Source organism: Chryseobacterium sp. S0630, from assembly GCF_024158915.1.
GTDB lineage: Bacteria > Bacteroidota > Bacteroidia > Flavobacteriales > Weeksellaceae > Chryseobacterium.
Genome location: NZ_JAMZGF010000017.1, coordinates 59,685 through 85,899 on the forward strand (window position 1 = coordinate 59,685; position 26,215 = coordinate 85,899).

Annotated in this window: 21 protein-coding genes; 19 read left to right on the forward strand and 2 right to left on the reverse strand. The window is 35.8% G+C overall.

All coding sequences use genetic code 11. From position 1 onward, the window contains the following. Positions 1-156: 156 nt before the first annotated feature. Positions 157-447 carry an HU family DNA-binding protein gene (locus NK356_RS09990; RefSeq protein WP_002984212.1) on the reverse strand — a complete coding sequence of 97 codons (291 nt, stop codon included), beginning with the start codon at positions 445-447 and terminating at the stop codon, positions 157-159. Positions 448-765: 318 nt separating this feature from the next. Beyond that, the gene (locus NK356_RS09995; protein WP_034697153.1) at positions 766-1,437 is read right to left on the reverse strand and encodes a response regulator transcription factor; all 672 of its coding nucleotides are present in this window, start codon (positions 1,435-1,437) and stop codon (positions 766-768) included. A 179-nt stretch (positions 1,438-1,616) separates the two neighbouring features. On the opposite strand from NK356_RS09995, the gene tssO reads away from it, so the two are divergent. From tssO to polA, 19 genes are all read left to right on the forward strand, one after another. After that, positions 1,617-2,153, forward strand: coding sequence for a type VI secretion system TssO (tssO, locus tag NK356_RS10000; protein WP_034697151.1), 537 nt, complete (start codon positions 1,617-1,619; stop codon positions 2,151-2,153). An 11-nt stretch (positions 2,154-2,164) separates the two neighbouring features. Then, positions 2,165-2,689: a type VI secretion system transmembrane protein TssO gene (locus NK356_RS10005; RefSeq protein WP_034697149.1), complete on the forward strand. Its 525-nt coding sequence runs from the start codon at positions 2,165-2,167 to the stop codon at positions 2,687-2,689. Positions 2,690-2,738: 49 nt separating this feature from the next. Further along, positions 2,739-3,650 (forward strand): PKD domain-containing protein, encoded by a 912-nt coding sequence (locus NK356_RS10010; RefSeq protein WP_034697147.1) that lies wholly within the window; start codon positions 2,739-2,741, stop codon positions 3,648-3,650. 47 nt (positions 3,651-3,697) lie between these two features. Beyond that, positions 3,698-6,103 carry a type VI secretion system protein TssR domain-containing protein gene (gene tssR, locus NK356_RS10015; protein WP_253316891.1) on the forward strand — a complete coding sequence of 802 codons (2,406 nt, stop codon included), beginning with the start codon at positions 3,698-3,700 and terminating at the stop codon, positions 6,101-6,103. 401 nt (positions 6,104-6,504) lie between these two features. Then, positions 6,505-6,912 carry a type VI secretion system tube protein TssD gene (gene tssD / locus NK356_RS10020; protein WP_034697144.1) on the forward strand — a complete coding sequence of 136 codons (408 nt, stop codon included), beginning with the start codon at positions 6,505-6,507 and terminating at the stop codon, positions 6,910-6,912. Positions 6,913-7,084: 172 nt separating this feature from the next. Continuing rightward, positions 7,085-9,010, forward strand: a complete 1,926-nt coding sequence (locus NK356_RS10025; protein ID WP_253316892.1) for a type VI secretion system Vgr family protein — start codon at positions 7,085-7,087, stop codon at positions 9,008-9,010. A 3-nt stretch (positions 9,011-9,013) separates the two neighbouring features. Next, complete coding sequence (locus tag NK356_RS10030; RefSeq protein WP_253316893.1) at positions 9,014-10,417, forward strand: hypothetical protein; 1,404 nt, start codon at positions 9,014-9,016, stop codon at positions 10,415-10,417. Further along, positions 10,401-11,465, forward strand: coding sequence for a hypothetical protein (locus NK356_RS10035; RefSeq protein ID WP_253316894.1), 1,065 nt, complete (start codon positions 10,401-10,403; stop codon positions 11,463-11,465). Before NK356_RS10030 ends, NK356_RS10035 begins: the two co-directional genes overlap by 17 nt. Positions 11,466-11,492: 27 nt before the next feature. Beyond that, on the forward strand, positions 11,493-11,891 hold the full coding sequence (locus tag NK356_RS10040) for a hypothetical protein (RefSeq protein WP_156106483.1): 399 nt from the start codon (positions 11,493-11,495) through the stop codon (positions 11,889-11,891). A 39-nt stretch (positions 11,892-11,930) separates the two neighbouring features. After that, positions 11,931-12,602: a hypothetical protein gene (locus NK356_RS10045; RefSeq protein WP_253316895.1), complete on the forward strand. Its 672-nt coding sequence runs from the start codon at positions 11,931-11,933 to the stop codon at positions 12,600-12,602. 259 nt (positions 12,603-12,861) lie between these two features. Beyond that, entirely contained in the window at positions 12,862-15,357 is a 2,496-nt protein-coding gene (locus NK356_RS10050; RefSeq protein WP_253316896.1) for an ATP-dependent Clp protease ATP-binding subunit, read from the forward strand. Between the two features lie 63 nt (positions 15,358-15,420). Continuing rightward, positions 15,421-16,284, forward strand: a complete 864-nt coding sequence (locus NK356_RS10055) for a lytic transglycosylase domain-containing protein (RefSeq protein ID WP_051934436.1) — start codon at positions 15,421-15,423, stop codon at positions 16,282-16,284. A 350-nt stretch (positions 16,285-16,634) separates the two neighbouring features. Beyond that, positions 16,635-17,048 carry a type VI secretion system tube protein TssD gene (gene tssD / locus NK356_RS10060; RefSeq protein WP_034697137.1) on the forward strand — a complete coding sequence of 138 codons (414 nt, stop codon included), beginning with the start codon at positions 16,635-16,637 and terminating at the stop codon, positions 17,046-17,048. A gap of 205 nt (positions 17,049-17,253) precedes the next feature. Then, a complete protein-coding gene (locus NK356_RS10065; protein WP_081906488.1) occupies positions 17,254-19,422 on the forward strand; it encodes a type VI secretion system Vgr family protein in 2,169 nt (722 codons plus the stop codon). Positions 19,423-19,426: 4 nt separating this feature from the next. Beyond that, entirely contained in the window at positions 19,427-20,479 is a 1,053-nt protein-coding gene (locus tag NK356_RS10070; RefSeq protein ID WP_034697136.1) for a LysM peptidoglycan-binding domain-containing protein, read from the forward strand. Between the two features lie 15 nt (positions 20,480-20,494). Continuing rightward, positions 20,495-21,031 carry a hypothetical protein gene (locus NK356_RS10075; RefSeq protein ID WP_034697134.1) on the forward strand — a complete coding sequence of 179 codons (537 nt, stop codon included), beginning with the start codon at positions 20,495-20,497 and terminating at the stop codon, positions 21,029-21,031. A gap of 74 nt (positions 21,032-21,105) precedes the next feature. Further along, positions 21,106-22,416 (forward strand): hypothetical protein, encoded by a 1,311-nt coding sequence (locus tag NK356_RS10080; protein ID WP_034697133.1) that lies wholly within the window; start codon positions 21,106-21,108, stop codon positions 22,414-22,416. Between the two features lie 356 nt (positions 22,417-22,772). Continuing rightward, positions 22,773-23,186 carry a type VI secretion system tube protein TssD gene (gene tssD, locus NK356_RS10085; RefSeq protein WP_034697132.1) on the forward strand — a complete coding sequence of 138 codons (414 nt, stop codon included), beginning with the start codon at positions 22,773-22,775 and terminating at the stop codon, positions 23,184-23,186. A gap of 164 nt (positions 23,187-23,350) precedes the next feature. After that, entirely contained in the window at positions 23,351-26,185 is a 2,835-nt protein-coding gene (polA, locus tag NK356_RS10090; protein WP_253316897.1) for a DNA polymerase I, read from the forward strand. The last annotated feature ends 30 nt before the right edge of the window (positions 26,186-26,215 follow it).

Sequence of the window (26,215 nt, forward strand, 5' to 3'; positions counted from 1 at the left end):
TTGTAAATCTCGAGAAAAAGAGATTATTTTTTCTTATGTCTGTTTGCTCTTCTTCTTTTCTTTCTTTTGTGAGTAGCAACCTTGTGTCTTTTTCTTTTCTTTCCGCTTGGCATAATTTTAATTTTTTAGTAACTAGTTAATATTCAGTTAATGTTCTTATTTTACTGCAACTTTAGTTTTTACTTTCTCAACAAAAGATTTTGAAGGTTTGAAAGCAGGAATGTTATGAGCAGGAATCTCAATTGCAGTGTTTTTAGAAATATTTCTTCCTGTTTTAGCAGCTCTTGTTTTAATGATAAAAGATCCAAAACCTCTTAGATAAACGTTATCCCCATTATACATAGAAGTTCTGATCTCCTGCATAAAAGCTTCTACAACTTTCTGTGTTTCATTCTTTTCTGTTCCCAACTTATTTGAGATGGTGTTTACCAATTCTGCCTTTGTCATTTCCTTATTTTAATTTTAAATTTTAGGTGTGCAAATTTAGTTAAAAAAATTGAATACTAGCAAATTAGTGGCAAAATATTTTTATTCAAAGAGTTGGACTTTTTATGTATACACTATATTAAGGTGCAGTGAAGATTATTTAACAATAAAATAATACAGCCGGATAAAGGTACAAAATTTGATGAACAAAATTTAATAAATGCTGGTTATAGCAGGCTTTACAGTACTTTCTTATCTTGAATATGATATTTTGAGATCCTCTTCTCTGTCCTCATACATCACGAGGAATTGATTGTTTTTTAGTGAAATCAAAATTTTTTATAAACTGGAATTATAATATCCGTTTTCTACACAGAAGCGTATAAGGTGAAGTTTGGTTTTTAACCCCAGTTTTTCTGTCAGCCTGTTGATGTAAGTGTCTATAGTCCTGGTACTCAGATTAAGTTTTTCTGCAATTTCTTTATTACTGAATCCTTCATAACAGAATCTCATAAGCTGTATTTCTGCTGGTGAAAGCTCTTCCTGTCCTTTCTTCTGCCTGTCCATATATTCCTGTACGGCAAGAGGTTGCTGTTCCCATTCTTTAGAATATGCTTGATAATCAAAGTCTTCAGAGGCAATGCTTCCTTTAATAATATCTTTTATGATGGTACTTTTTTTCTGACAGTAATAGATATTGGGAATCTTTGAAAGGATTTCGGCCATATCTTCCTGGTAAGTGCCGGAATAAGTGATGATGGGAGTTTCTGTATTGTTTTTTCTGATGTACTTAATGGCTTCAATTCCACTTAATACCGGCATGAAGAGTTCAATAATGAACACATCTTCCTGTCTTCTGTAGATTCTGTTTACCAGTTCATGCCCATTGTTACAATCATTCAGAAGCATATAGAAAGGATTTTCCATAAGGGTTTTGATCATTATTTTTTTAAAATAAAAATCACTGTCTGCAATGGAAAAACGTACGGTATTAGATAATATTTTACTCATTCTTAATATCGATTTGGCGAATGATATTTAAAATTTAGAGGTCTAATTTATGAAAAACTTATCAAAGTGAAAATTAATATTAATTTAATCAGGGTTTTCACGAAACAGGGTTGGGGAAATTACGTATTGTGCATAAAATTTTTTTTTTATATTTTCACAGGCCAAACAAATCGCAAATTATGTCTTCTAACAGGGAAAAAAAATTAAACAAATCTGACGTCAGAACGGGCATTTGGAAGTTTATTCTGTCATTTGTCGTTTTGTCGGTTGTATCTTTTACGTGCTTATTTCTCTTCTTTAAGAGTTATGATATACAGCGCGAAGGGATTAGCCGTGAAGCTGAAGCCTATAAAGAATTGATGCTTCGAAGTGACGTGCTAAAGGATCACATTGATGATATTTACGACAAAATGAACCAGCTTAGCATTAATAAGGTGGAGAATGAAGTGTTTCTCAGAACCAGTATTATGGATAATGTGAGAGATGCTAAAAACATTATGGGTAAAGACAGTGTGCAGAGCTTTAAACATTATGCTGTGCTGATGAAACAGATTGTACCGATGATGACTTTAAAAGCCAAGATTATTGAAGTAGAGTATCAGAAGAAAACAGTTTTAAGAGATCTTGATGAATGTATGGGTAAGATCAAAGTAACCAATAATGAACTGAGAAAAGACCCTACAAGAAATTTCACAGGAAGTAAAAGAAGAAGATAAAAAGAAAAGATATGCAAGGACAAATCACATTATCTAAGAAAGAAAGGCATTATCAGTTTTTTTATTTAATACTGATGCTGGTGACTGCAATGTTATTTTTGGGAGTGATCTTTTTAAAAGGATTTGTATCTCCTTTTTCTGATGAAGATGTAAGAGGAATTCAGAATCTTGAGCAGAAAGCAGAATTTGAACAACACCAGAAAGTTGTTCTTCCTATCATGGACAGTACGTATACCATGATTACCAAACTTACGGACGACGGGCCACAGCCTTTCATCGAAAACAATATCCAGTTGGGAGTAAACGACCTTAACAGTTATTTCAATAGTACTGACGTTGTGGATATCCGCAAAGATGCCTATCCACAGATCGCAAAATTTTACAAAATGTATTTTGATGACAAAAAAGTCATTTCAACAACCTCTGAAGACATTAAAATTTTCCAGAAACAGGTAGATGAATGCAGAATCGGATTTAAAGATAAGCAGAATAAGCTCTATCAGCGCGAGCAGGATCTGAAAGCAAGAATGCAGTAAGCAAATAAATACTAGGAATTTTAAATAAAACACATCACAATTACTAACTATGAATTATTTTCAAAAGAACAAGAAAAACATTATTATCGGTGTTATTGCAACTTTGCTGATCGCAGCATTGGTTGCTCTGTGGCTGCAGAAAAAGGTAATACACTCAGCCGATGATATTGTTGGGGTGGTTTATCCGTCTTCATTGGCGGTAGGAGACACACTTTTATTCGAAGATAAAACCCAGTTTGCGAAAACCAAAAGATGGAATTTCGGGGATGGGACAACTTCAGATAAAAACAGTGGTATTCACTTCTATAATAAACCAGGGTACTATCAGGTAAGTTTGATCGTTGACAACAAGTACACGAAATCTTTCCCTGTAATGGTAGGCGCAAGAAGCGTTCAGAAACCAAAAGATACTGCACAGTCTAAAACAACTATTGAAGCGGTTACTCAGGCGATGCAAAATGAAAATGTGACTTTCCGTGCTGTTTCTGATGCAAAACAGTTTGCATGGAAATTCGGCGAGTCTGGAAATACAGATGCTAAGGATAAATTTACCATCTATTCCTATAAAAAACCTGGAGAGTATCTGGTGACTCTTTACACAGAACAAAGCCAGGATCCTATCTATCACCGTATCAAAATTCTTCCGGCTTATGACGCTCTTGCAGAAGATGAAGTTTCAGTAGAAGACTCTTATGCAAAAGTAGATAACGATTTTAAATATCACCTGCAGCAGATTGCTAACGGAAACAGCTTCAACATGCATTACAATTACCTGTTGAAAACGTATCTGTGTAACAATGAAAATACAGTGGTAAAAGTAAACGACAGCAAAGTCAATAACTTCTACATGTATTGTGCAGGCCTTCAGTTTGACAAAAATACGGTAATCCAGACAGTAAAAGTAAACCTGGATGATACGCAGAACTGTGTAACTAAAGTAGATATTAATCAAAGCAAATAATTTCGTCCGGTCTTACGGATGTGCCAATCATAAAAAGATTAAATAGGATGAAAAATAAATTTCCTCTAGCAGCATATTATATAGGGTTATCAGTATTATTGACGAGTTGCCAGGTAAAACTGCCGTCAAAGAAAACCCCGGAGCCTTCACAGTATGGGCAGGTGGATGCTTCACCTGTCGTTAACGGATATCCAAAAAAGTCAGTTCCATGGATTGTTATTTCAGACAGATCCAGAAATACGGCTTATTTGGATAAAGATAATGAGAAGTCTTACAAAGAAGTAAAATTCCTTGAACCTTTAATGGTTTTAAAACATAGAGACGGAATGGTAAAAGTAGCGGAATATGTTCCGGATGCTTTAATGAAAAAAGTTTCCTCGAAATCAGTCAAAACCTACGGCTGGATTCAGGAATCTGACCTCCTTCTTTGGAATAACGCTTTAAAAAGCGAAAAAACAGGTTATCCTGTAAGAGTTGCAGTAGTTCCTAACAACAGCGAAGTTATCAGAAATGCTGAAAGATACTACAAAAATGACTCTATTATGGTGTTTAATTCACCAAGTCTTATTGAAACAGCCAACGTGAAAATACCTAACGGACAGATCGTTTACGTATACAAGATGGCTGAAAATAATAAACGTTTTTTAGTAGGTAAAAAACCATCTGTTGATATGGACAGTATCAATAAAGGACTTTACGGATGGGTAAGCTCAAATGTAATTTCCAGCTGGGGAGAGCGTTCTGCTATCAAACTAAAAAATACCACAGGAATTAATGATACAACATTGGGAATTCATGAAGGACATCCTGGTGGATCTGCTTCAGATGCGGATAATAAAACAGCAGTTCTTCTTACTGATGTAAACAAGAGAACACCTCTTGAAAATATCTTCCCGGTAAATCTTCCTTTAGAAGAAGCTCCAACCCCGGATTCAAAGACAAAATATTTCACCAATATTTTAGATTACAGCAAAAACTTTGTATCCAATGTACTGGGAGAACCCATCTATTTTGACCGTTACAGAGAGATTACGGAAAGAGATAAAAATATCAATATTGTTTTCGCATTAGACGTAAGTGCTGCCAACGCACCTTATGCTCCTATTGTAAAATCATTATTACAGGATCTTCAGCTTAGATTTGAAAAACCATCTTACTTCAGTAATGTTAAATATGGAGTGGTTTTATATAAAAATAATCCTTGCGGAGAGAATATTTCTGTATCCAATTTAAGTACAGATTACAGCAAGATTTCCTCGTTTATTGATCAGAAAACAAATGAAATGAACTGCGCAAGCAATAATGGTTATCAGCCGGTAGGAGAAGCTCTTACAGCAGCTGGAAATCTTCTTTCAAATGTTCCTGATGAAACCAATATTGTAGTGACTGTAGGTACTTCTGCCAACCAAAGTGGAAATATGTACAGTGTAATCAGCTCTTTGACGCAGGCTCAGGCAAGGTTAATCATGTTCCAGACCAGTGCAAGATCATCTGATACTTACAATGACTTTGTATTGATGGCAGAAAACGTGGTAACCAATACAGCTAAAAATATTGCTGAACTTAAAAAGCAGAAGATCATCAACCAATATGATGTGCTTACCAAGAATAATTTCAGCCTTGTGGAAGGTGATGAGGGATTCTTCTCTTTAGCTTATCCTAAGCAGAGTATGTCTCAGGGATTCGTTATTTTCCCTAAAAAAGGAGACATTACAACTCCGGGATTCCTGAAAAAATCTGTTGACAGTCTTATTGCACAGGTTACTTTAGACAATCAGACTGTTGATAAATCTCTGAATGAATATTTCCATTCTTCTGTAGGAGCAGGAAGAACAGATGTAGACCTGAAATATAAATATCTGTATCCGGGGCTTACCAATCCGGTTTCTGCCGGAATTGCAGCACAGCTGATTAACTACGGAAGCCCATTCCTTGTGAAAGGATATATTCCAAAAGAACTGAAAGATTTTACACCAGGAATAGAAAAGGGAATCCTTATTTCTGAATCGGAATATGATAACTTAAAAGCTTTCTATACCGAAGTTTACAGAAATACTCAGGCGGACCGTGCAGACTTTAATCAGGCAAGAGCGGTGAAAGAATATGTAAAGCTGTTGAAGAAATATAATCCTACAATAAAATTCTTAGATAAAGGAGCACTTTATGAGCTGCCAATGTCTTACGCAATCGGAATGAGTACAGGATTTGATCTTACTGAAGAAGAACTGATGGCTAAATATAAGTTGAAAGGTTGGAAAAAATCAAAAGTCGTTCCTAGTGAGACGGTAAAAAATTATTTCCAGCACTACAAAAACTTAGCGGACAGAATGCTTGCCAACAGAAACAATCCGGCTGTAAAGATTCAGCAGAACGGACAGACTTTCTACTGGCTTAATGAGTACTTTACTCCATCAAGAATTCCGAGCGAACAACCGGAATACACAAAGCATTAAAAAACATTTTTTTATAATATCAAAAGCAGGAGTATCTACTTCTGCTTTTTTTCTGCTGTAGAGCGAAGCAATATATTGATTACTTTTTAAACCTTAAACCTTAAACCTTAAACCTTAAACCTTAAACTTTGAACTTCTAACCCCTAAAGCCTGTTTATTTCTCTTTAAGGTGTAAAAATATTTTTTATCTAAAAATAGAGATATAATTTAAAACACTGTTTCAATGGGTGTTATACTGTGGTGTGTAAATCCATTATCGTAGAATTACTACAAGAAATCGTAGAACTACTACAAATTCTCAGATTTATATTCAAAAGTTTTTTTTAGCGGAAAAGAGCCTCTATATTTGCTAACACAATCACCACATCACAAAATATTACTAACGATTAAATTTACTAATCATGGCCGAAAGAAATTCAAGAGGAATCTTAAAATTCAATAATGGAGAAGGACAGAAGCTGTTAAAAATGAATTACAGCGTTTCCAGATCTACAGACGTTTCAGGACGTGTAGCATCAGATCCTTCTAACGCATTAATCAAGGTTACAGTAGAAGCTACTGAAAAGTCAGATATCCTTGAAAGCTTACTAAACGGTAAATATAAGCCAACAGTAGGAGAGATTACTTTCAATAAATCTCACGAAGAAGGGACATTGATTACCCTAAACTGGCAAAACGGATATGTTATCCAGCATCAGGTAGATTTCGATGCTATTGACAGTAACAGTATGCTGATCAGCTTCGTAATCAGTGCGGAGACGATTGATTACGGTACTTCTCAATATGCTGGGCTATGGCCATCCAGCTAAATACTGACACACATTATCAACATTCATAAGAAAAAAGACTGTCCCTATTTAAGACGGTCTTTTTTTGCCTGAATAAAAAAAACTATACCTGGAATTTCATTCTATAACAAATTTATATAGTGTCTGTTATATAAATTTGTTATCTTTAATACCCAACACAAACACAAAGCATATGAAAACCGAATCAAAGACCAAAGGATCTTCTTTCCGTCCGTCACAGAATGCAGATGGGATATCCGAGAATCATCACGCAGGGATCAACCGGCTGGTTAAATTATCACTGGTTGTAGAAGGTAAAATTATTAAGTACTATAAACATTTCACTCTTAAACAAAAAGCGGGTCACCACCACGAATTCAATCTTACTCTTGCTCACGATGCATTGGGAGGCAGGCAGAGCCATACCCTTGAAGAAGCCAATAAATTTTTGGGAAAACGTCTTACTGCTGTTATTTCCTACAAAGATATTGAAAAGAGCCCGGAAAGAAATTTCGTTGGGATTATTACCAAAGTCGGATTCAGCCAGGAAAAAATGAGCCTGGGAAATATTGTACTTTCCGGATACAGTCCTACGATCTTGCTGGATGGCGCTCCGCATATTCAGAGCTTTGGCGGTGGACAGCCCGTTAATATGGGGATCATCGCCAAAGAAGTGATCAGACAGGGAATAGATAAAGAACGTTTTGATATCAGAATAGATACCCATGATTACTCTCAGATCATTTACAGCAGCCAGTATAACGAAACCCATTACAATTATCTGGCGAGAATGGCCGAAGCTTATGGCGAACAGTTCTATTACGATGGCGAAGTATTACATTTTGGAAAGCTTCCACCTCAGAATAAACCTATAAAACTTTTATATGGAAGCAATGCTGATCATATTAAAGTAGAGCTAAAAGCGGTTCATACAAAACCTCAGTATTATGGCTATAATAGTAGTAAAAATGAAAAACTAACCTCAGGAGAAACTCCGGTTGGTCATTTAGGTGATTTAGCCCGTACCGCATACAGTCATAACGATAAAATATACAAAACTCCTGCACTACAGGTGGCACCTATCAAAGCAACAACTCATCTGGATGTGGAACATTCTCAAAGAAGTACATCAGGAAGCGAGGCTGTCAATGTATTTTCAGTTTCCGGATCTACAACTGTTCCGTTTTTGCATCCGGGATGTATGGTTGATATTCATATGAGAAAACCGGATAGTAATGAAACTTCCTATTTTACAAAAGTAATGGTGACAGAAGCTGTTCATGAAATTGATACAATTGGTCATTACACCGGAACTTTCGAATCTATTGCTGCAGACACGGGATTTCTGCCCAAACCGGAGTTTACTGTACCGGCTGCTCAGCCACAGATCGCAACCGTTATCTCCAACACAGATCCGGAAGGCCAGGGAAGAGTTCAGGTAAGATTCGACTGGCAGATGAATGATAATACTCACTTTGTAAGAGTAATGAGCCCGGATGCAGGAGGAACAGATCAGATTACTCAAAATCGTGGTTATGTAGCTATTCCCGAGGTAGGCGATCAGGTGATGGTTAATTTCGTACACAGTCATCCCGACAGACCTTTTGTTATGGGAGGAATGTTCCACGGAGGAATTGGCCTTGGAGGAGGTGCAGACAACCGTGTGAAGTCTATTCAGACAAGAAGCGGCCACAGAATCGTTTTTACAGAAGATGAAAGTATTATTATTACAGATAAAAGCGGTAATGAAATTCATCTGGATACCACGGGAAGCAATATTAATATCACGGCACCGGAATCCATGACCTTGAACTGTAAGAATATGAATATTAATGTTGGGGAGAATATGACGACGACGGTGGGAATGAATAAGTCTGATAGTATTTCAATGAATCATACGGAAAGTGTGGGAATGATGAAAAACCTTTCTGTAGGTACTAATTTCATGACCAATGTTGTGGGTAGTTTAATGGAATTTGTTAAAGGAAATAGAGAATCCAAAGCAAAAGAAGTAAAAGAAAATTCTAAAAGAAGAGAAATTATTTCTCTGGAGAATAATGATATTCATGCACAGAATCAGTTTAATAATAATAGTGGTGAAAATTCAAAAATGCATTAAATCATGTCTATTATAAGAGTTACTGAAGGAGAGAATATAACAGCAATAGAAAAAAATTGGACAGTTTTTACTGATCATTTTGAAGCGTATGCTGGAAATAATAGCCATTTTACAGCTAAGAATGGTACATTTATCGGTGAACCTAAAAAAGATAAGTCAGAAGAAAAAAAATATTTTGTGGAAGGGAAATGGTATTCAGATGCTGAAGGTAAAAATCTAATAACCGAGGCAGCTATAGGCCAGGTTGTATATTTTCATATAAAAATGCAAAATATTACAGATCCTGATGCAAAAGTAACCTTACAATTATATGATGACGATGGAGGGCTTGGAGGAGAACCTGATCCAATAGATGTAAGAGAAGTTAAAGAAGATGGAAGTTCTGGTGCTCTGGTTACTGAGAAACGGGTTATCAATAATAAAATTGTCTATAATCTCACTTTAAGTGATGGCTTGGCAAGTTTTATTGAAAATGATTTTGGAGATAATATTGAGCTTTATTTTGAATGCAACTATAAAGAAGATTTAAATGTTAAGCTTCCATTAACACCTGATTTTTATCTTAATGTTGAAATCTGCGATAAAAATGTAGTGCAAAGTTTCAATAATAGACAATATGGAAGTTGTGATTTTTATCGTTTCAGGTATGATGATTTCATGCGTCGTCATAAACATTGTGGACACACTCCTCCTGTATATTATTTTGGAGAGATGAGAGAACTCAGTTTCTGGAGTGCAATAGATGATATCAAAGAATGGTGGACCCCAAGTCTCACTGAAGAAATGAAACAAGTAAGTATTTCAGTAAATGAGGTAGAAAAACAGGGGAATAAGTATAAACCTGTTCCTTCAAGCAGTTATGGATTTAAATATTGCACTCGTTTTTCTAGAATTCTTATGCCCAAGCTAACTTCACGCGGTAAAGCATGGCTTACAGAAGCCAGATATAAGCTGCAGGAATATATGGAAAAAGGTGTCATTGACAAAAATTATATCGCAACATACGATACAGTTTTGCCTGAAGGATTAGAAGATAATTTCAACGATCATTTTAAACCCACTTTATTTGAAAGAATTCAATATAGGAATGATCCCCGAAAGTTAGAAGAAATTAAAAAGAATAATATAGAAAAATATTATACTGATATAGAAATAGATAATGAACGTTTTCAGGAGTTTGCATTTGCTACCCATCCGGATGCTTATGATCCACTAAAAATGAGATATTTGCCAGCGGATGATTTATTAAAGGTAATGTCTACACCAGATATAAAAGAATGGTTGGGAGCTGCTACATGGAAACAAGCATTAATTATGGCAAGAAATTTAGATTATCGTGAAATAACTGAAGTGACTTTAGAACGATTTTTCAAAAAATACGTATTAGGAAATGATGAATTTAAATAATATAAGAAAGATAATTTGTATTATACTTTTAATCAGTATTAATTATGGATGTTCACAAAACACAAAGCTAGGGCAAATGAAATGGATCTCAAAATATGACTTTTTTGATTTATATAAGAAAAATATAAATAATGGAAATTTTGGTCCTGAGACTGGCCTGAAATTAACAACTTTAAAGTTTTTAAATGAAAACACTATTTTTTTAGCCGGAAGTAAAGATTTACATAGTTTTTACAATAAACCTGGATACTCAGCAGTATTGTTTGTTTCAAAAGATAAAGGAAAGAGTTACCAAGAAATTACTTTTCCAGAAGAAAATGTAACATTTATTACTCCTTCAGAAAAATATACTCTAATTGAGACAGGTAGCGGTGGTAATAGCCAATCTGGGAAAGTGGTGCTTTATCTCATGAATAATCATACGTTAGAATATAAAAAAATAGATGAATATTCTTCTAAATCTAAAATTATGTATTCGCAGTTTAATGGTGAAAATGTTGTTTATTCAGAAAATGATAATCAAAAAATATTAAATCTTCTGACAAAAGAAGAAATCGAATTACCGGAATATTTGAAAAAAACACCTTTTATTCTGAAAAAAGATAATACAGTCGCTTCTTTATTAAAAGATGAAATACAAGAATATAATTTAAGAACCAAACAACAAAAAGTCATCAAAAAATTAAAAAGTAATTATGATGTTCTGTATTATGAAAATGAGGAATATTTATTAGGAAAGTCTGGCAGATTTAAAACTGAAATGACAATTTATAATCAGAATGAAGGCGAGCTATTTGTGGAGAATGAAAAAACAATAGAGTATTACCGCTACAGAAACTTCGCTTGCTATTTCAAAGAAACCCGTCCTTATGTTACATTCTATTATTCTTATGATTATGGTAGAACGTGGAATGAATATCATGCAAAAGATTTTTTTACTACTACTATTCCTAAAGGCTTCTATAAAGATCAGCTTATTGTTTTGGATGTAGCATTTTATGATAAGAATGATAATAGCCACATTATTGTAGGAGAGTTTCAGAAATAGAATATTTCATATGTAGTGTTAATAATTATGAAAGAATTAATTTACATCGTATCGATATGTAGTTTATTTTCATTGTTAGGATGCAAAAGTAAAGAACAAAAATTTTTGGATAATCATAAAGTAATTCTCTATGAGACTAAGGAAGCAGGAGATTTTATTAATACTGCAAACATAAAACCTGATGAAGCAAAACAGATTCAAGCAGCTTTTGCTATAAAAAATAATAAGAAACCTGAATCTTATAACTTATTTATAATAGACAATAATTATGTTTTTACCTCTTATTTTCATCCTAAAGTTCCAGAAGCTTCAACAAGTGGAATATGGATAGATGCTAAAACGGGTAATGCAAAATACATGGAAACTGGAATATGGTTAAGAGCCTATAAACCTTACCTTGAAAATGATGATACCTTTCCTTTTTAACTAAAACTAGACCATATTATTCAATTAAACAATTTGTCAATGAACAAAATCACAGATCACCTGAAATATTTGTCCAAACTATCTGCAGTATTCATACTCAACGTGTTGAAAATTTACGCAATTGGAGCCATTTCAACCATTATTGTACTCGTCCTGGGAATCTATATCTTATCTGAAAAGCTAGGGCCGTCTTTAGGGCACAGTGGTGCTGGAGGATTTTTGATAACCACTATTACTGCCCAACCTGTTTCAGCGAGTATTTTCTATCTGCTGATTATCATAGCTCCGGTTTTTACAGTAGTTTTTGCCACAAAATATGCAATGTCTGTAGTGATCAGTAAATTGCTGCAGGACCATTCCAAAACCATTGTCGTTCCGTTTATAGATAAGGTCATCAGTACATTTAAAGCAAAACAGCCTACAGTAATCCGATCCAGTGCAGATTTTGCTATTGCCAAAGTTAAACTGTTAAATGAATTCAGAAGCAGCTCTGAAAACAGAATATTGAAAAAAATATTAGGTTATGCCTTAAATAAGATCAAATTTGATGAACTGAACTTAAGTCAGGATAATGCAGACTTTTCCGAAATTATCAAAACCACATTGATTGAAAAACTATATGAACTGGCAGAACCTTCAGCCATGCTATTCTATATCTATATAGGACTTCAATGGTTCAGCTTGATTTTATTATATTTTTTGAATATTTAAAAGAAAACAGAGTAGAGAACAACAATTGGGTATTAAATGATAGTCACGTAATCATGCTTTATAACAAAAAAAATACAGTAGCTACTTCTCTAATTGAAGAATTAACTATCTTTATATCATTTAGAATAAAATAGCTAATTTTAGCTGCACAAAAAGAATAAGTTTTGATTCTTTGAAAAAAGAGATGAAAAACATACTTTAAAATCATCAAATCGTAAGCACAACAGAACGCAAATATATTAATATAAGAAAATTATAAATGGGAGTACTAGTAACCAACGAAACCGTAAAGCAGCTATTTCACATTGCTCAGTCGATAGCGAAGGAAAATTATAATGGAACCTATGGAGGCCCGCATATTCTGCAGGCTCTTATGCATAAAGATATCGGACTTAATGAATTCCTGAAAAGTATAGATAAAGATCCCGGTTATTTCTACGAATGGGCAGATGTCCGTATTGAAGAATATCCAAAAACGAACCACCTTCCCGATGAGGTTGGGCAGGATGACGCCATAGATACCCTTATTGAAGAAGCTGATGATATCCGTTTAAAATTAGGATTGGATGAGATTACTCCCATCTGTATTCTTACCGCAATTGTAAAACCACAGGTGGTGTTCTCCCTTCAGCAATTAAAATCCCTTCCGTTGAGAGAACATGAGATCTTTAACCTGTATAGAAAAGATACTCCGTTTACCGTTGCAGAAGACGGAAATTTCTCATCATTATTTTCAAATGGTGCAGAGTATTCAGACTCTTCCTTTCCTTCCATCAAAAGCTATTGTGTGGATAGAACCGCACAGGCAAGAAAAGGAGAAATCGAAAATATTATTGGTAGAGATAAAGAACTGAGAATGTTGGTGGAAATTCTTTGCCGAAGAAGCAAACCGAATGTGATCATCATTGGAGAACCGGGAGTAGGGAAAACAGCATTGGTAGAAGGTTTCGCTACAGAAATTATTAAAGGAAATGTTCCTGAAATGCTTAAAAACGGTACTCTTTTGGAACTGGACACCGGAGCATTATTAGCCGGAACTTCTTATAAAGGAGAAATTGAAGACCGCCTGAAAAAAGTAATCAATGAATGTAAGAAAATTGAAAAAGCTATTCTTTTCATTGATGAAATTCATACCCTTTTAGATCCTAAAGGAAGTATCGGCAACGTTGCCAACCTTCTGAAACCTGAGCTTGCCAGAGGCGAAATTACCGTAATCGGAGCTACCACTCAGGAAGAATACAGAAAAATTATAGAGCCGGAACAGGCTTTCAACCGTCGTTTTGAAGTGTTAACGGTGAATGAACCGGACGAGAAAACCTGTGTTAAAATGATCGATGTACTCCTTGAAGGGTACAAAAAACATCACGGAATTGAAGTTGAAAAAACAGCTCTTCCGGAATGTGTTCGCCTGGCAAAAAGATATGCAAAAGGTAAAAAATTACCGGATGCCGCTATTGATTTATTAGACAGGACAATGGCTGCCATCAAAATGCTGGATGAATTATCAGAAAAAGAACTGGATAGCTGGAAAGAAAGCTACGATGCGATTTTAACAGAAGAATATGCAGACAGCAAAGATAAAGCAGACGAACTGATCTGGACTTATAATCTTTTGAGAGATAAAATAAGCCCGATTTTATGGGGCTCACTGAGCGAACAGCCATCAATTGATAACTCTATGCCTGTAGATCAGATTCAGAAGATTATTGAAGATACTTATGCAGAGCTTTTACAGCATGCAGCCAAGAAAAGAGAAAAAGTAGACAGGCTCGAACTGGCTGCCGTAATGGCCGCCAAAACCAATATTCCAATCGGTAAAATCCAGGCTCAGGAAAAAGAAAAACTCCTTAATATGGAATCTCTTCTATTGAACAGAGTCGTAGGACAGGATCATGCACTAAAAATCCTTTCCGATGCTATTGTTGAAAACCGAAGCGGATTGAATAAACCAGGACAGCCAATCGGATCCTTCTTCCTTCTGGGGCCTACAGGAACCGGTAAAACAGAGCTGGCTAAGTCAATGGCAGAATTACTTTTCAACGATGAAAAAGCAATGGTACGGTTTGATATGTCAGAATTTAAAGAAGAACATTCCGCAGCATTGCTATACGGAGCGCCTCCGGGATACGTAGGATATGAAGAAGGAGGGATGCTTGTTAATAAAATCAGACAACAGCCTTATACCGTTGTGTTATTTGACGAGATTGAAAAGGCCCACCATTCCGTTTTTGATGTATTCCTTCAGATTATGGACGAAGGAAAAGTTCATGATAAATTAGGTAAAGAAGGTGATTTCAGTAATGCATTGATCCTGTTTACCTCCAATATCGGAAGTGAAGAAATTGTAAAACAGTTTGAAGAAGGAAAAATTCCTGAATCATCTTCACTCATGCAGATTATGTCAAACTCCGGACGATTCAGACCTGAGTTCCTGGCAAGAATTACAGAGATTATTCCTTTTGCACCAATCACAGAATCCATTGCAGAAAGAATCTTTAATATTCAGCTGAAATCACTTCATACTTCATTAACAAGATTGGGAATTGCTTTAAAAATTACTGACGAGGCTGTGAAAAACCTTGCATTAGGAGGATTTAGCAGTAAATATGGTGCAAGACAGATCTCCGGAGTCATCCGCGCTCAGCTTGCAAGACCAATTTCCAAAATGATTGTGAGAGAAGAAGTGAAATCCGGCCAGACGATTCATGTAGATTGGAATAAAGAAGAAGAAAAATTAAGCTGGAAAGTAGATTAAATATAAAGTAAAAAGGCAGATTTGCTATCCACTTTTGCCTTTTAGCTTATAAATAAAATTAAAATGAAAACAATTGTCAGAAATATCTTTACAGGTTTTCTATTATTAGGATCCGTTATCATGATCAACGGACAGTTTCTTGCCGCTTCCGATACCTCGGAAAGCAGTGTGAAAAAGTATAAAGGTATTATTAATGCCAATAAGGATCTTGTAGAATTTATTGAACAATTACTCCTTCAGAAAGGTCTTCCCAAGCATTTGAGAAATCTCGCCCTGATTGAGTCCCATTTTGACAGAAATATTACATCAGGCGCCGGAGCAGTAGGGATCTGGCAGTTTATGACTGCACATGCCAACCAGTACGGCCTTACAGAACAGGGACGTACAGACATTTATAAAAGTACTAAAACCGCTACTATCTCCTTAAGTAATCTTTATAAAAAGTATAATAATTGGGTGACTGTGGTAGCAGCCTATAACTGTGGTGAAGGAAATATTGCCAAAGCAATGGAAGCTGCTGGTTCTACTCAATACCATGTGTTTTATAAATACCTTCCGGGAGAAACCATTAATCATGTAAAGAAATATCTTAATGCATGCTATGCCACAGGAGAACTTCAGAGTGTATTGAACAATTATAATTCTGCAAGGCTCAACAAGATTTTCTTTGAGGGAGATCGTAAAGAAACTGCTGCAGCGCTTTCAGAAACAGAAATCAATGCCGGATTCAATCTGAACATTGTTGCTGCTGAATTGAACGTAGAAGTAGATAAAATCCTTGCCTGGAATCCGGGAATTGTGGAAGAACTCCAGAAAAAAGGAGAAAGCCCTTTCTATCTTCCTGTAGATCTGATGCCCGATTTTCTTCTGAGGAAAAATAAAATATTGGTTCGTTCCATCAAAGAAGGCGGAAAGACCCAACAATAAAATATAATATCCAATAAAAAATAAAAAAGTAACCATAAAACGGTTGCTTTTTTTATTGAATAATCTGTTAAAAACATGCCAATGTTTTATTAATAAAATCTTAATATTTCTCACTGATGTGGATAATTATTGTTTTTGTTGTTAATTTTCAGTCAATTAAAACCCTTTATTGATGGTGTTTTGAATGAAGTTGTTAAATCAATTGTCGTAGAATTACTACAAGAAATCGTAGAACTACTACAAATTTTCAGATTTATATTCAAAAGTTTTTTTTAGCGAAAAAGAGCCTCTATATTTGCTAACACAATCACCACATCACAAAATATTAATAACGATTAAATTTACTAATCATGGCCGAAAGAAATTCAAGAGGAATCTTAAAATTCAACAACGGAGAAGGACAGAAGCTGTTAAAAATGAATTACAGCGTTTCCAGATCTACAGACGTTTCAGGACGTGTAGCATCAGATCCTTCTAATGCATTGATCAAAGTAACAGTAGAAGCTACTGAAAAATCAGACATCCTTGAAAGCTTGTTAAACGGTAAGTACAAGCCAACAGTAGGGGAAGTTACTTTCAACAAATCTCACGAAGAGGGAACACTGATTACTTTGAAATGGGAGAACGGATACGTAATCCAACACGAAGTAGATTTCGACGCAATAGACAGCAACAGTATGCTGATCAGCTTCGTAATCAGCGCTGAAACCATTGACTACGGTACTGCTCAATTCGCTGGGCTATGGCCTTCAGCAGGTAAATAAGCCTATTCATCATCTTAGTAAAAATAAAATTGGTACAGAACAGTACGCTCATTCGGGTATACTGTTCTGTTTTTCCGTTTAAAAGAATTTCAAAAATCATTTTTCAAAAGAAAATGATAGAAGCACAAGTGATTCATCAATCTCATATTTTCTATGCTGTAAGTATCAGCAGTTTATTTACGATTTAACATAAATACAAAACGCTATGTTTCAGGATGATAAAAAAATTAAAGTAGCAAACCCGAAAAACGAGATAAAGACGGGCAAACAACAGTTGAAAAATACATTACCTGAGAATGTTACCAAAAAAGCAGAAGGAAAATTAAATAAGGCAGATGAAAAAGTAAAAAAGGTAGCAAAAGCAGGACAACAAAGTTTAAATGCTGTTCAAGGTGCAGATATGTTTATGAACCAGACTTTTGTACCCAACAATCCTTCTATTGTTGATAATAAAGTGTGGGCGAAACAGCCAACTTCAAAAATACACAATGCTGAAGCTATTGCTCAAAGTGTTATTGCAGGAATCAATCGTGTAGTAAAGCTGGAGGTTGTTATTGAAGGACAAATTATCAAACATTTTAAACATTTCAAACTTATCCAGAGTGCAGCAAAACATCATGAATTCAATCTGATGCTGGCTCACGATACTCTGGGCAATGCAGAAAATCACAATCTTGAAGAAGCCCAAAGCTTTTTAGGAAAAAGAATTACTGTTGTATTTAAATATAAAGATGTAGAAAAAGGTGCTGAACGTAATTTTGTGGGAGTCATTACAGAAGTAGGCTTTAGTCAGGAAAAGGGAAGCCTTGGAAATATCGTTCTTAAAGGTTTTAGCCCGACAGTACTTTTGGATGCCGCTCCGCATATTCAGAGTTTTGGAGGTGGGCAGCCGGTTAGTCTGAACAGTATTGCCGATCAGGTGATCCGTGAAGGACTGGGACAAAATAAATTCGACTTCAGAATTGATGCCCAGCATGGAAATGTGGCCTACAGTTCACAGTATGAAGAAACCCATTATAATTATCTGGCAAGAATGGCTGAGGCCTATGGTGAGCAGTTTTATTATGATGGTGAAGTATTACATTTTGGAAAACTTCCGCCACAGGAAAAACCTGTTAAGCTTACCTATGGAAGCAGCGTAAGCGATATTGCTGTTAAAATGAAGGCACAACACGTGAATCCTACATTTTATGGCTATAACAGCAGTAAAAATGAAAAACTGACCACCGGAAGTTCGAAGATCAGCCATACCTCAGATATTGCAAGACGAGCTTACGAAATATCAGAAAAAACCTTCACCACACCTTCTTTGAGAGTAGCCCCAATAAAAGCAACTTCTTTTATGGACATTGATGCCTCACAGAAAGGAACTGCAGGAAGTAAGGCCTCGGAAGTATTTATTACTTCGGGGACAACTACTGTTCCGTTTTTATATCCGGGATGTACAGCAGATATTGAAATGCGGAAATCTTCAACAAATGAAACGTCCTATTTTACCAAGCTGATGATTGTAGAAGTTACCCATGAAGTAGATGCAAGAGGTTACTATGATGGTAAATTTGAAGCGATTGCGGCAGACACAGGTTTCATACCACGTCCTGAATTTGAAACTCCAAGAGCTGAGGCTCAGTTTGCAAAAGTTATTTCCAATACAGATCCTATGAATCAGGGAAGAGTTCAGGTACAGTTTGACTGGCAAAACGGGCCGGACAGTACAGAATTTATCCGTGTAATGTCTCCGGATGCAGGAAGCAGTGATAAAGTCAATAAAAATAGAGGCTTTATGTCAGTTCCCGAAGTTGGAGATCAGGTTATAGTCAATTTTGTACATCAGCATCCTGACCGTCCTTTCGTAATGGGAGGAATGTTTCATGGTAGTATCGGAGCCGGAGGTGGAGCCGGAAATAATGTTATGAGCTTTAGCGGTAGAAGTGGTGCAGAATTAAAGTATGATAACGGAGCCGGATCGATGAATCTTAAAGATCAGGGCGGTGCCAATATGTTCTTTGACGGATCTGGAAATGTAATACATAATGCCAATAACAATAGTACTAAAACCGTTGGTAATGATAAAACCGATAAGATTGGAAACAATAAAAAACTGGAAGTAGGCTGTGATCATATTTCAGACGTAGGCAATACCCATAAAGTCTCAGTAGGTAAAGACCAGAGTGTATTTACGATGGATAATGCCGGAGTGATTGATTTAACCGGAGCTCAGAAAATTACCATTAAAGTAGGAAACAGCGAGATTATCATTACCGGAACAAAAGTATCTATTAAAAGTGATGAAATCGACATCAGCGGAGGCGGTGCAACAGCTAATTTTAAAGGTTTGACAAAAATAACGGGATCACAGGTAGATATCAATTAACAGGATGGATTTTATAAAATACGAGATTAAAAAAGGTGATACCTTAGAATCTCTTGCAGAGAAGCAAGGGACATCGGTTAAAGAACTTATCAATTTCCATAACCTGTATTGTGGAACAACAAATTTTATTATTGGAGAAAAACTGCCTATTCATCTGCAATATCTTTTTTTAGAAAAGAAAACGGGTGAAGAAATCAATAAGGCAATAGAAGACAGAAAATTTCCCCAAAAAGCAAGATACAGATGCGAACAGTTCAATACTACAAAGGTTGAAGACAGAATCACATTCCATTGCAATACAAAAAAGGAATACATTGTTGAAAAAGATGCAGCCAACACAAAAGCTAAAGTTAAGCTTAAAGAATATCTGTATAAAATAAATCCCGAGAATATGGCTCTTGCTATAGAAGCCGTTAAAGAACTGGAGTTTGATAAAGAAAACGTAATTTTCGATTTAAATCATGACCATACCATAAAAGGAGTAGAGAATTTTCCTCAGATAAAAGAAAAATGGGAACTTTTTAAGCCTAAATTAAAAGCTTCGGAATTTTACAGACAAGTCGAAAAAATCAATGCAAAAGCAGCGGAAGATATTATTAAAGGAGGCGGATTGGAATTTGAGAGTGAAGCCAATCTGAGAAAGACCTATGACAAGTCTCTTTTGTATCATGTATTGTTCAATGATTATGATGCCCGTAAAAAAAAGGAACAAAATGATGTTTTGAAGTTTATTTCACAGATATTTGTCAATATCCCCATAGAACTGGAATTGCAGCATACCATTATAAAAGAAGATGATTATTTTATAGAATTCAGAACAGTGGGAACACTTGTAAAAGATAAAATAGATAATTCTGTGCTGGAAGAACAATACAACAAGTTCTACAAACCTATTATCGAATATGGTTTCAGTGAATATAATTATGATTACAGAATCAGAAGAATGGTCGATAAAAAAACAGGAACTATTGTGAATGCTTCGGCATTAATGAAAGAAGAAGTGAAAAATAATTATCAGTTTGTCACCCAGTTTGATCTAAAACAAATTGAATATTAAAAGTAATTTTTAAGTATGGCCGAAAATAAAGTGTTTACATTCAATAACGTTTTGCCTTATCATATTGCCAGGACACTTCTGGTTATTATACCGTGTCTGGTTTTCTATGGAGCATTGTATTATTTTCTCTTTAAAGGAGTATTCAGACTTTCATTCGTTATGTTTTTTTTCCTCTTTTATTTTGGAACCTGTTATCTGATCCTGAAAGCTATTTCTGTGAAGTTGAAGATCTGGTTTGATGAAAACTATTTTTATATCCAGAAGGGAAACCAGACTCCTGAGAAATATTCCAAGACAGATATTGAAGGATTTTACGCTTATGATTATGAAACCAAAGCACCCTCATTACAAAGCTCAAAAATATACTTCAGATTCCGCTTGAAAAATAAGACAGACATTTACTTAAATGATGTTGAATACAAAAACAAATATGAAGAAGAAAAAGGGAACGAACTTAAAAAATTTCTGATATCGGCTCAGAAAGAACTCCATTTTTCCAAAACAGAAAAGAAAAGTCTTCAGAATGTTTATTGGTATTCACAATACAATTAAGGCATATAAACTCTGAAAATTTAAAAGACAAATTCACTATTTACAGGATGTTTTAATCAATAAAATGTAACATTATGAGTGCTTCCTATATACCCAAAGATGTTTACACAGTGTGTACATTTCAAACCGATTCAGAACCAAGACAATTAATTCCTACAAGAGAACCTATTACTGTTTTCTACGGATCAGATAAAACACGTCCTTTATTAACCATAGAAGATCGTAATATCAATAAGGAATTTCCCTGTAAAAGCCCTAAAAATGCAATGTGGGGATTTCTCTGTTTTGGAGCGGGGCTTATTGTAGGCGCACTTCTTGTGTTATCCGGTCCTATTGGCTGGGCGGCATTAGCTGTGGGAGTAGGAGTTCTTGCATGTGCAGGAGCAGCAGCCTATCATGCTACAAAAATTAGCCATTTATGTACCGAATCTTTAGGAAAAGGAAGCTGGAAAATTGAACATGAAAAAGTGACATTCGATAAGTTTAGGGCTATCACCCAGAATTCTATTTTGGTTTGTGATACCGGAGGATTATTAAGCCCGATTTTCAGCTATTCTGTGGCCAAAAAATATGCACAGCAAATCGATAGCAATAATGGAAAAGAAATTGTTCTCAATGCCGCTGCCTCTTTCTTCGGAGGAGCTGGGATCGTGATTGCAGGAGTAGAAATGGGAATCGGTAAGACCCTATTGTGGATGGGTGGAACCATGGCAGTAATGAACGAAGGAAGTTATTGGGAAAGAGAAATAATCAGAAGCAACTCATTGGAAGATAATAGCCATTATCAGGATATGAATAATGAAGCAGATGAAAACAGCCGAATTCCCGGATATTTAAAAGATTTTCCGAAAAATGTGACAGGTATAACTCCTTCAGACCTTGCCAGTCCGGATATTCTTGAACTTAATGAAAAAGGTGGATTGGCAAGCAGAGATGGTAAAACCCCTATTTTCTTTAACGGAAAATGGTACGTTCAGGATTGGCAGAAAAATCTGATTGAAATAAAACAGGGTACAGCTTTATCAAAAGATTTAACTGCTTTAGAAGGAGTAGACTCCCGTGAAGTATGGAAGACACCTGAAGGAAAAGCCATTGTAGAAAATATCCGTAACGGTAAATATTCAGAATCTCTGGTTGCCACAGCAAAAGACGGCTTAGGAAGAGTACGTCCCCGAAACTTACCGAATTTAGCCAAAGAACTTCCCAGCATAAAAATGCAGAATATCAAAAATATTGGTAAGCTTGGAGTAAAAGGTGGTGGATTCATAGGTTTCTTTTTCCCATTTATTGCTACGTATTTTTCTGAAGACTCAAGAAGAATATTAGCCAATGCAATGGCAGAAGATGCCGGAAACGGAATACATGTAATAGCAAATGATGCCTAAACACAACCCATTTTTTGATTCAAAAAAGATAAAATAACCAGACCTGAATAAGGTCTTTTTTTATGTATATAAGTGAATTTTATGTATTTTATTTCTCTTAATGGTGTAATAAATTGTGATTTGAAAGCAATTTTTATTTGTATTTAAGATATTTATTTATAGTATGTTGTGTTTTGTTTTTAAATCTAATGTCGTAGAATTACGACATGAAATCGTAGAACTACTACATGAAATCGTACAATTACGACACTTTTTCAGATTTCCCTTCAATTGCTTTTTTTTCAAAACCAAGGAGGCTATCTTTGTTATATAATTATTGAATTACAATTTATTACTAACGATTAAAATTTACAATCATGGCAGAAAGAAATTCAAGAGGAATCTTAAAATTCAACAACGGTGAAGGACAGAAACTGTTAAAAATGAATTACAGTGTATCAAGATCTACAGACGTTTCAGGACGTGTAGCATCAGATCCTTCTAACGCATTAATCAAGGTTACAGTAGAAGCTACTGAAAAGTCAGACATCCTTGAAAGTTTATTAAATGGTAAATACAAGCCAACAGTAGGAGAAATCACTTTCAACAAATCTCACGAAGAAGGAACATTAATCACTTTGAAATGGGAGAACGGATATGTGATCCAACACGAAGTAGATTTCGACGCAGTAGACAGCAACAGTATGCTGATCAGCTTCGTAATCAGTGCTGAGACTATTGACTACGGTACTTCTCAGTACGCTGGACTATGGCCTTCTTCAGGTAAATAATCCCATAAACTTAAATAAAAAAGAAACAGTATGCCTTCGGGTATGCTGTTTTGTTTTTTTAACCCCATCTCGAACCCCCGAACCCCGAATCTCCATTCCCAAAACCCTTCAACGGGCTACCAATTTTTACTCCTATTTTCTTATATTTGTTCATTATTCAAAATATGGACGCAACACACGATAAAAGGCTGTTTCTCATCGATGCTTATGCGATGATTTTCAGAGGATATTACGCACTAATCAGGAATCCGAGACTTACCAGCAAAGGACTGGATACTTCTGCTATCTTTGGGTTTACCAATTCTTTGATCGAATTGATCAGAAGAGAAAAACCTACTCACCTGGCAGTTGTTTTTGATGTAGGACAGGCCAGTGTAAGAACTGATGACTATTCAGATTACAAAGCCAATAGAAGTGAAACTCCTGAAGCGATCAAAATTGCGGTTCCATACATCCACAAAATTCTGGAAGCAATGCATATTCCGATTCTTGGAGTAGAAGGATATGAAGCCGATGATGTTATTGGAACTATTGCATGCAAAGCAGAAAAAGAAGGATATACCACTTTCATGGTGACGCCGGATAAGGATTTTGCACAGCTGGTTACCGATAAAATTAAAATTTATAAGCCAGGTTTAAAAGGTGGCGATATCGAAATTCTCGGAGTTGAAGAAGTAAAGGCAAAATATGAGATTGAAGACCCTAAACAGGTGATAGATTTCCTTGCTATGATGGGAGATGCAGTAGATAATATTCCTGGATTAGAAGGAGTAGGAGAGAAAACGGCTATGAAATTCCTGAAAGAATTCGGAAACATCGAAACTTTGCTTGCCAACACGGATAAACTGAAAGGAAAGCTAAAGGAAAAAGTAGAAGCTTCTGCAGAACGTGGTATTTTGTCTAAAAAATTAGCGACTATCATCTGTGATGCTCCGATAGAATTCCATCAGGAACAATATGACCTTGAAACTCCGGATTTTGAAAAAGTAAAAGAGGTTTTTGATGAAATAGAATTCAGAAGGTTATACGAAAATCTATACAGAGCTTTTGCTCCTGCGGCTGTAGAAACAGTGGTTGTAAGCGAAGTAGAAGTAAAGCAGACTCCGGCCGGAACAGAAGTAAAAGGGCAGGTGATGCAACTTGATCTTTTTGCCAATTTTGAAGAACTGGAACAGGCTACTTCTACAAAGTCTACCATTGAGGATAATGATCACCTTTATCAGTATATAGACAATTCAAAGGCTCAGAAAAAACTGGTTGACAACTTATTACAGCAAAAAGTAGTTTGTTTTGATACGGAAACCACTTCATTGAATGAGCTGGAAGCAGAACTGGTAGGAATGAGCTTCTCTTACAAGAAAGGATTGGCCTATTATATTCCGCTTTCTGAAAACAGAGAAGAAGTATTGCAGACCCTGGAGATTTTCAGACCGTTTTTCGAAAAAGAAGACCTGCTGAAAGTTGCTCACAATCTTAAATACGATTATAAGGTTTTAAAACAATACGACATCACCGTTAAAGGGGCAATGTTCGATACCATGATTGCCCACTACCTGCTGAATCCGGATGGAAGGCACGGGATGGATTACCTTTCAGAAGTGTATCTGAACTACAAACCGGTATCTATTGAAACCATTATTGGAAAGAAAGGGAAAAAACAGGGCAGCTTCAGAGATGCAGATGTAAGAACACAGACAGATTATGCGGCAGAAGATGCAGATGTAACTTTCCAGTTGTACGAGCTTTTTGCTCCTCAATTGAAAAAGGAAAATCTGGAAGAGCTTTTCTACAATATCGAAATGCCTCTGATGGAAGTATTGGCAAAAATGGAGCTTTCGGGGATTTCCCTGGATGAAAAATGGCTGGCACAGGAAAGTGTTGACCTTGAAAATGATCTGAAACAGCTGGAAACGAAGATTTTTGAACTTTCAGAAGAAGAATTCAATATGAATTCCCCGAAACAGCTAGGAGAAATTCTGTTTGAAAAAATGCAGCTGGATCCAAAAGCTAAAAAAACAAAGACAGGACAATATGCAACCTCAGAAGATGTTCTTCAAAAATTGAGTTCAAAACATGAGATCATCAAGCATATTCTGGAATACAGAACCTATCAGAAATTAAAATCAACCTATGTAGACGCTTTGCCTTCACAGATTGAGAAAAAAGATAACAGAGTACATACCAACTTTTCACAGACTACAGCCGCTACAGGCCGTTTGGCGAGTGTAAACCCGAACCTGCAGAATATTCCTATCCGAACGGTGAGAGGACAGCAGATTCGTGGAGCATTTGTTTCCGGAGAAGGAAAGAAGATTATTTCTGCCGATTATTCACAGATTGAACTTCGTTTGATTGCTGAAATTTCCGGAGAGGATAATATGATTAAAGCTTTCCAGGATGGAGAAGATATCCACGCTTCTACAGCTGCAAAACTCTTTAAAATTCCTTTGGCTGAGGTTTCAAAAACCCAGAGAAGTCAGGCTAAAACCGTAAACTTCGGAATTATCTATGGACAGGGAGCTTTCGCTTTGGCAGAACAGACCGGATTATCCCGTACAGAAGCTAAACAAATGATCGAAGCTTACTTCGAAACCTATCCGAAATTGAAGGAATACATGGCAGAACAGGTGAACAAAGCACGCCAGGTAGGATATGTAGAAACCATTTTAGGAAGAAAACGTCATTTGAAAGATATTAATTCCAATAATTTTGTGGTAAGAGGACATGCAGAAAGAAATGCGGTGAATGCGCCTGTTCAGGGAAGTGCAGCAGATGTTGTAAAGCTTGCTATGATTAAAATAGACAGAGAACTTGAAGAGCAGCAACTTAAAACAAAAATGCTGCTTCAGGTACATGACGAATTGGTATTTGAATCTCCGGTAGACGAGATTGATACCGCTTCAAAATTGATCAAAACTGAAATGGAAAGCGCCTTAAAAACACAGGTTCCACTATTGGTAGAAATTGGAGTAGGAGATAACTGGCTGGAAGCGCATTAATAAATACTGTAAATCAGACCTTAAATAAAA

Coding starts and splice junctions, on each gene's coding strand:
- NK356_RS09995 (WP_034697153.1), bottom strand. CDS start 1,437: ATGAGTAAAATATTATCTAATACCGTACGTTTTTCCATTGCAGACAGT.
- NK356_RS10070 (WP_034697136.1), top strand. CDS start 19,427: ATGGATTTTATAAAATACGAGATTAAAAAAGGTGATACCTTAGAATCT.
- NK356_RS10045 (WP_253316895.1), top strand. CDS start 11,931: ATGAACAAAATCACAGATCACCTGAAATATTTGTCCAAACTATCTGCA.
- NK356_RS10010 (WP_034697147.1), top strand. CDS start 2,739: ATGAATTATTTTCAAAAGAACAAGAAAAACATTATTATCGGTGTTATT.
- NK356_RS10025 (WP_253316892.1), top strand. CDS start 7,085: ATGAAAACCGAATCAAAGACCAAAGGATCTTCTTTCCGTCCGTCACAG.
- NK356_RS10050 (WP_253316896.1), top strand. CDS start 12,862: ATGGGAGTACTAGTAACCAACGAAACCGTAAAGCAGCTATTTCACATT.
- NK356_RS10030 (WP_253316893.1), top strand. CDS start 9,014: ATGTCTATTATAAGAGTTACTGAAGGAGAGAATATAACAGCAATAGAA.
- tssO (WP_034697151.1), top strand. CDS start 1,617: ATGTCTTCTAACAGGGAAAAAAAATTAAACAAATCTGACGTCAGAACG.
- NK356_RS10035 (WP_253316894.1), top strand. CDS start 10,401: ATGATGAATTTAAATAATATAAGAAAGATAATTTGTATTATACTTTTA.
- tssD (WP_034697144.1), top strand. CDS start 6,505: ATGGCCGAAAGAAATTCAAGAGGAATCTTAAAATTCAATAATGGAGAA.
- NK356_RS09990 (WP_002984212.1), bottom strand. CDS start 447: ATGACAAAGGCAGAATTGGTAAACACCATCTCAAATAAGTTGGGAACA.
- polA (WP_253316897.1), top strand. CDS start 23,351: ATGGACGCAACACACGATAAAAGGCTGTTTCTCATCGATGCTTATGCG.
- NK356_RS10080 (WP_034697133.1), top strand. CDS start 21,106: ATGAGTGCTTCCTATATACCCAAAGATGTTTACACAGTGTGTACATTT.
- NK356_RS10005 (WP_034697149.1), top strand. CDS start 2,165: ATGCAAGGACAAATCACATTATCTAAGAAAGAAAGGCATTATCAGTTT.
- tssD (WP_034697137.1), top strand. CDS start 16,635: ATGGCCGAAAGAAATTCAAGAGGAATCTTAAAATTCAACAACGGAGAA.
- NK356_RS10075 (WP_034697134.1), top strand. CDS start 20,495: ATGGCCGAAAATAAAGTGTTTACATTCAATAACGTTTTGCCTTATCAT.
- NK356_RS10055 (WP_051934436.1), top strand. CDS start 15,421: ATGAAAACAATTGTCAGAAATATCTTTACAGGTTTTCTATTATTAGGA.
- NK356_RS10040 (WP_156106483.1), top strand. CDS start 11,493: ATGAAAGAATTAATTTACATCGTATCGATATGTAGTTTATTTTCATTG.
- tssD (WP_034697132.1), top strand. CDS start 22,773: ATGGCAGAAAGAAATTCAAGAGGAATCTTAAAATTCAACAACGGTGAA.
- tssR (WP_253316891.1), top strand. CDS start 3,698: ATGAAAAATAAATTTCCTCTAGCAGCATATTATATAGGGTTATCAGTA.
- NK356_RS10065 (WP_081906488.1), top strand. CDS start 17,254: ATGTTTCAGGATGATAAAAAAATTAAAGTAGCAAACCCGAAAAACGAG.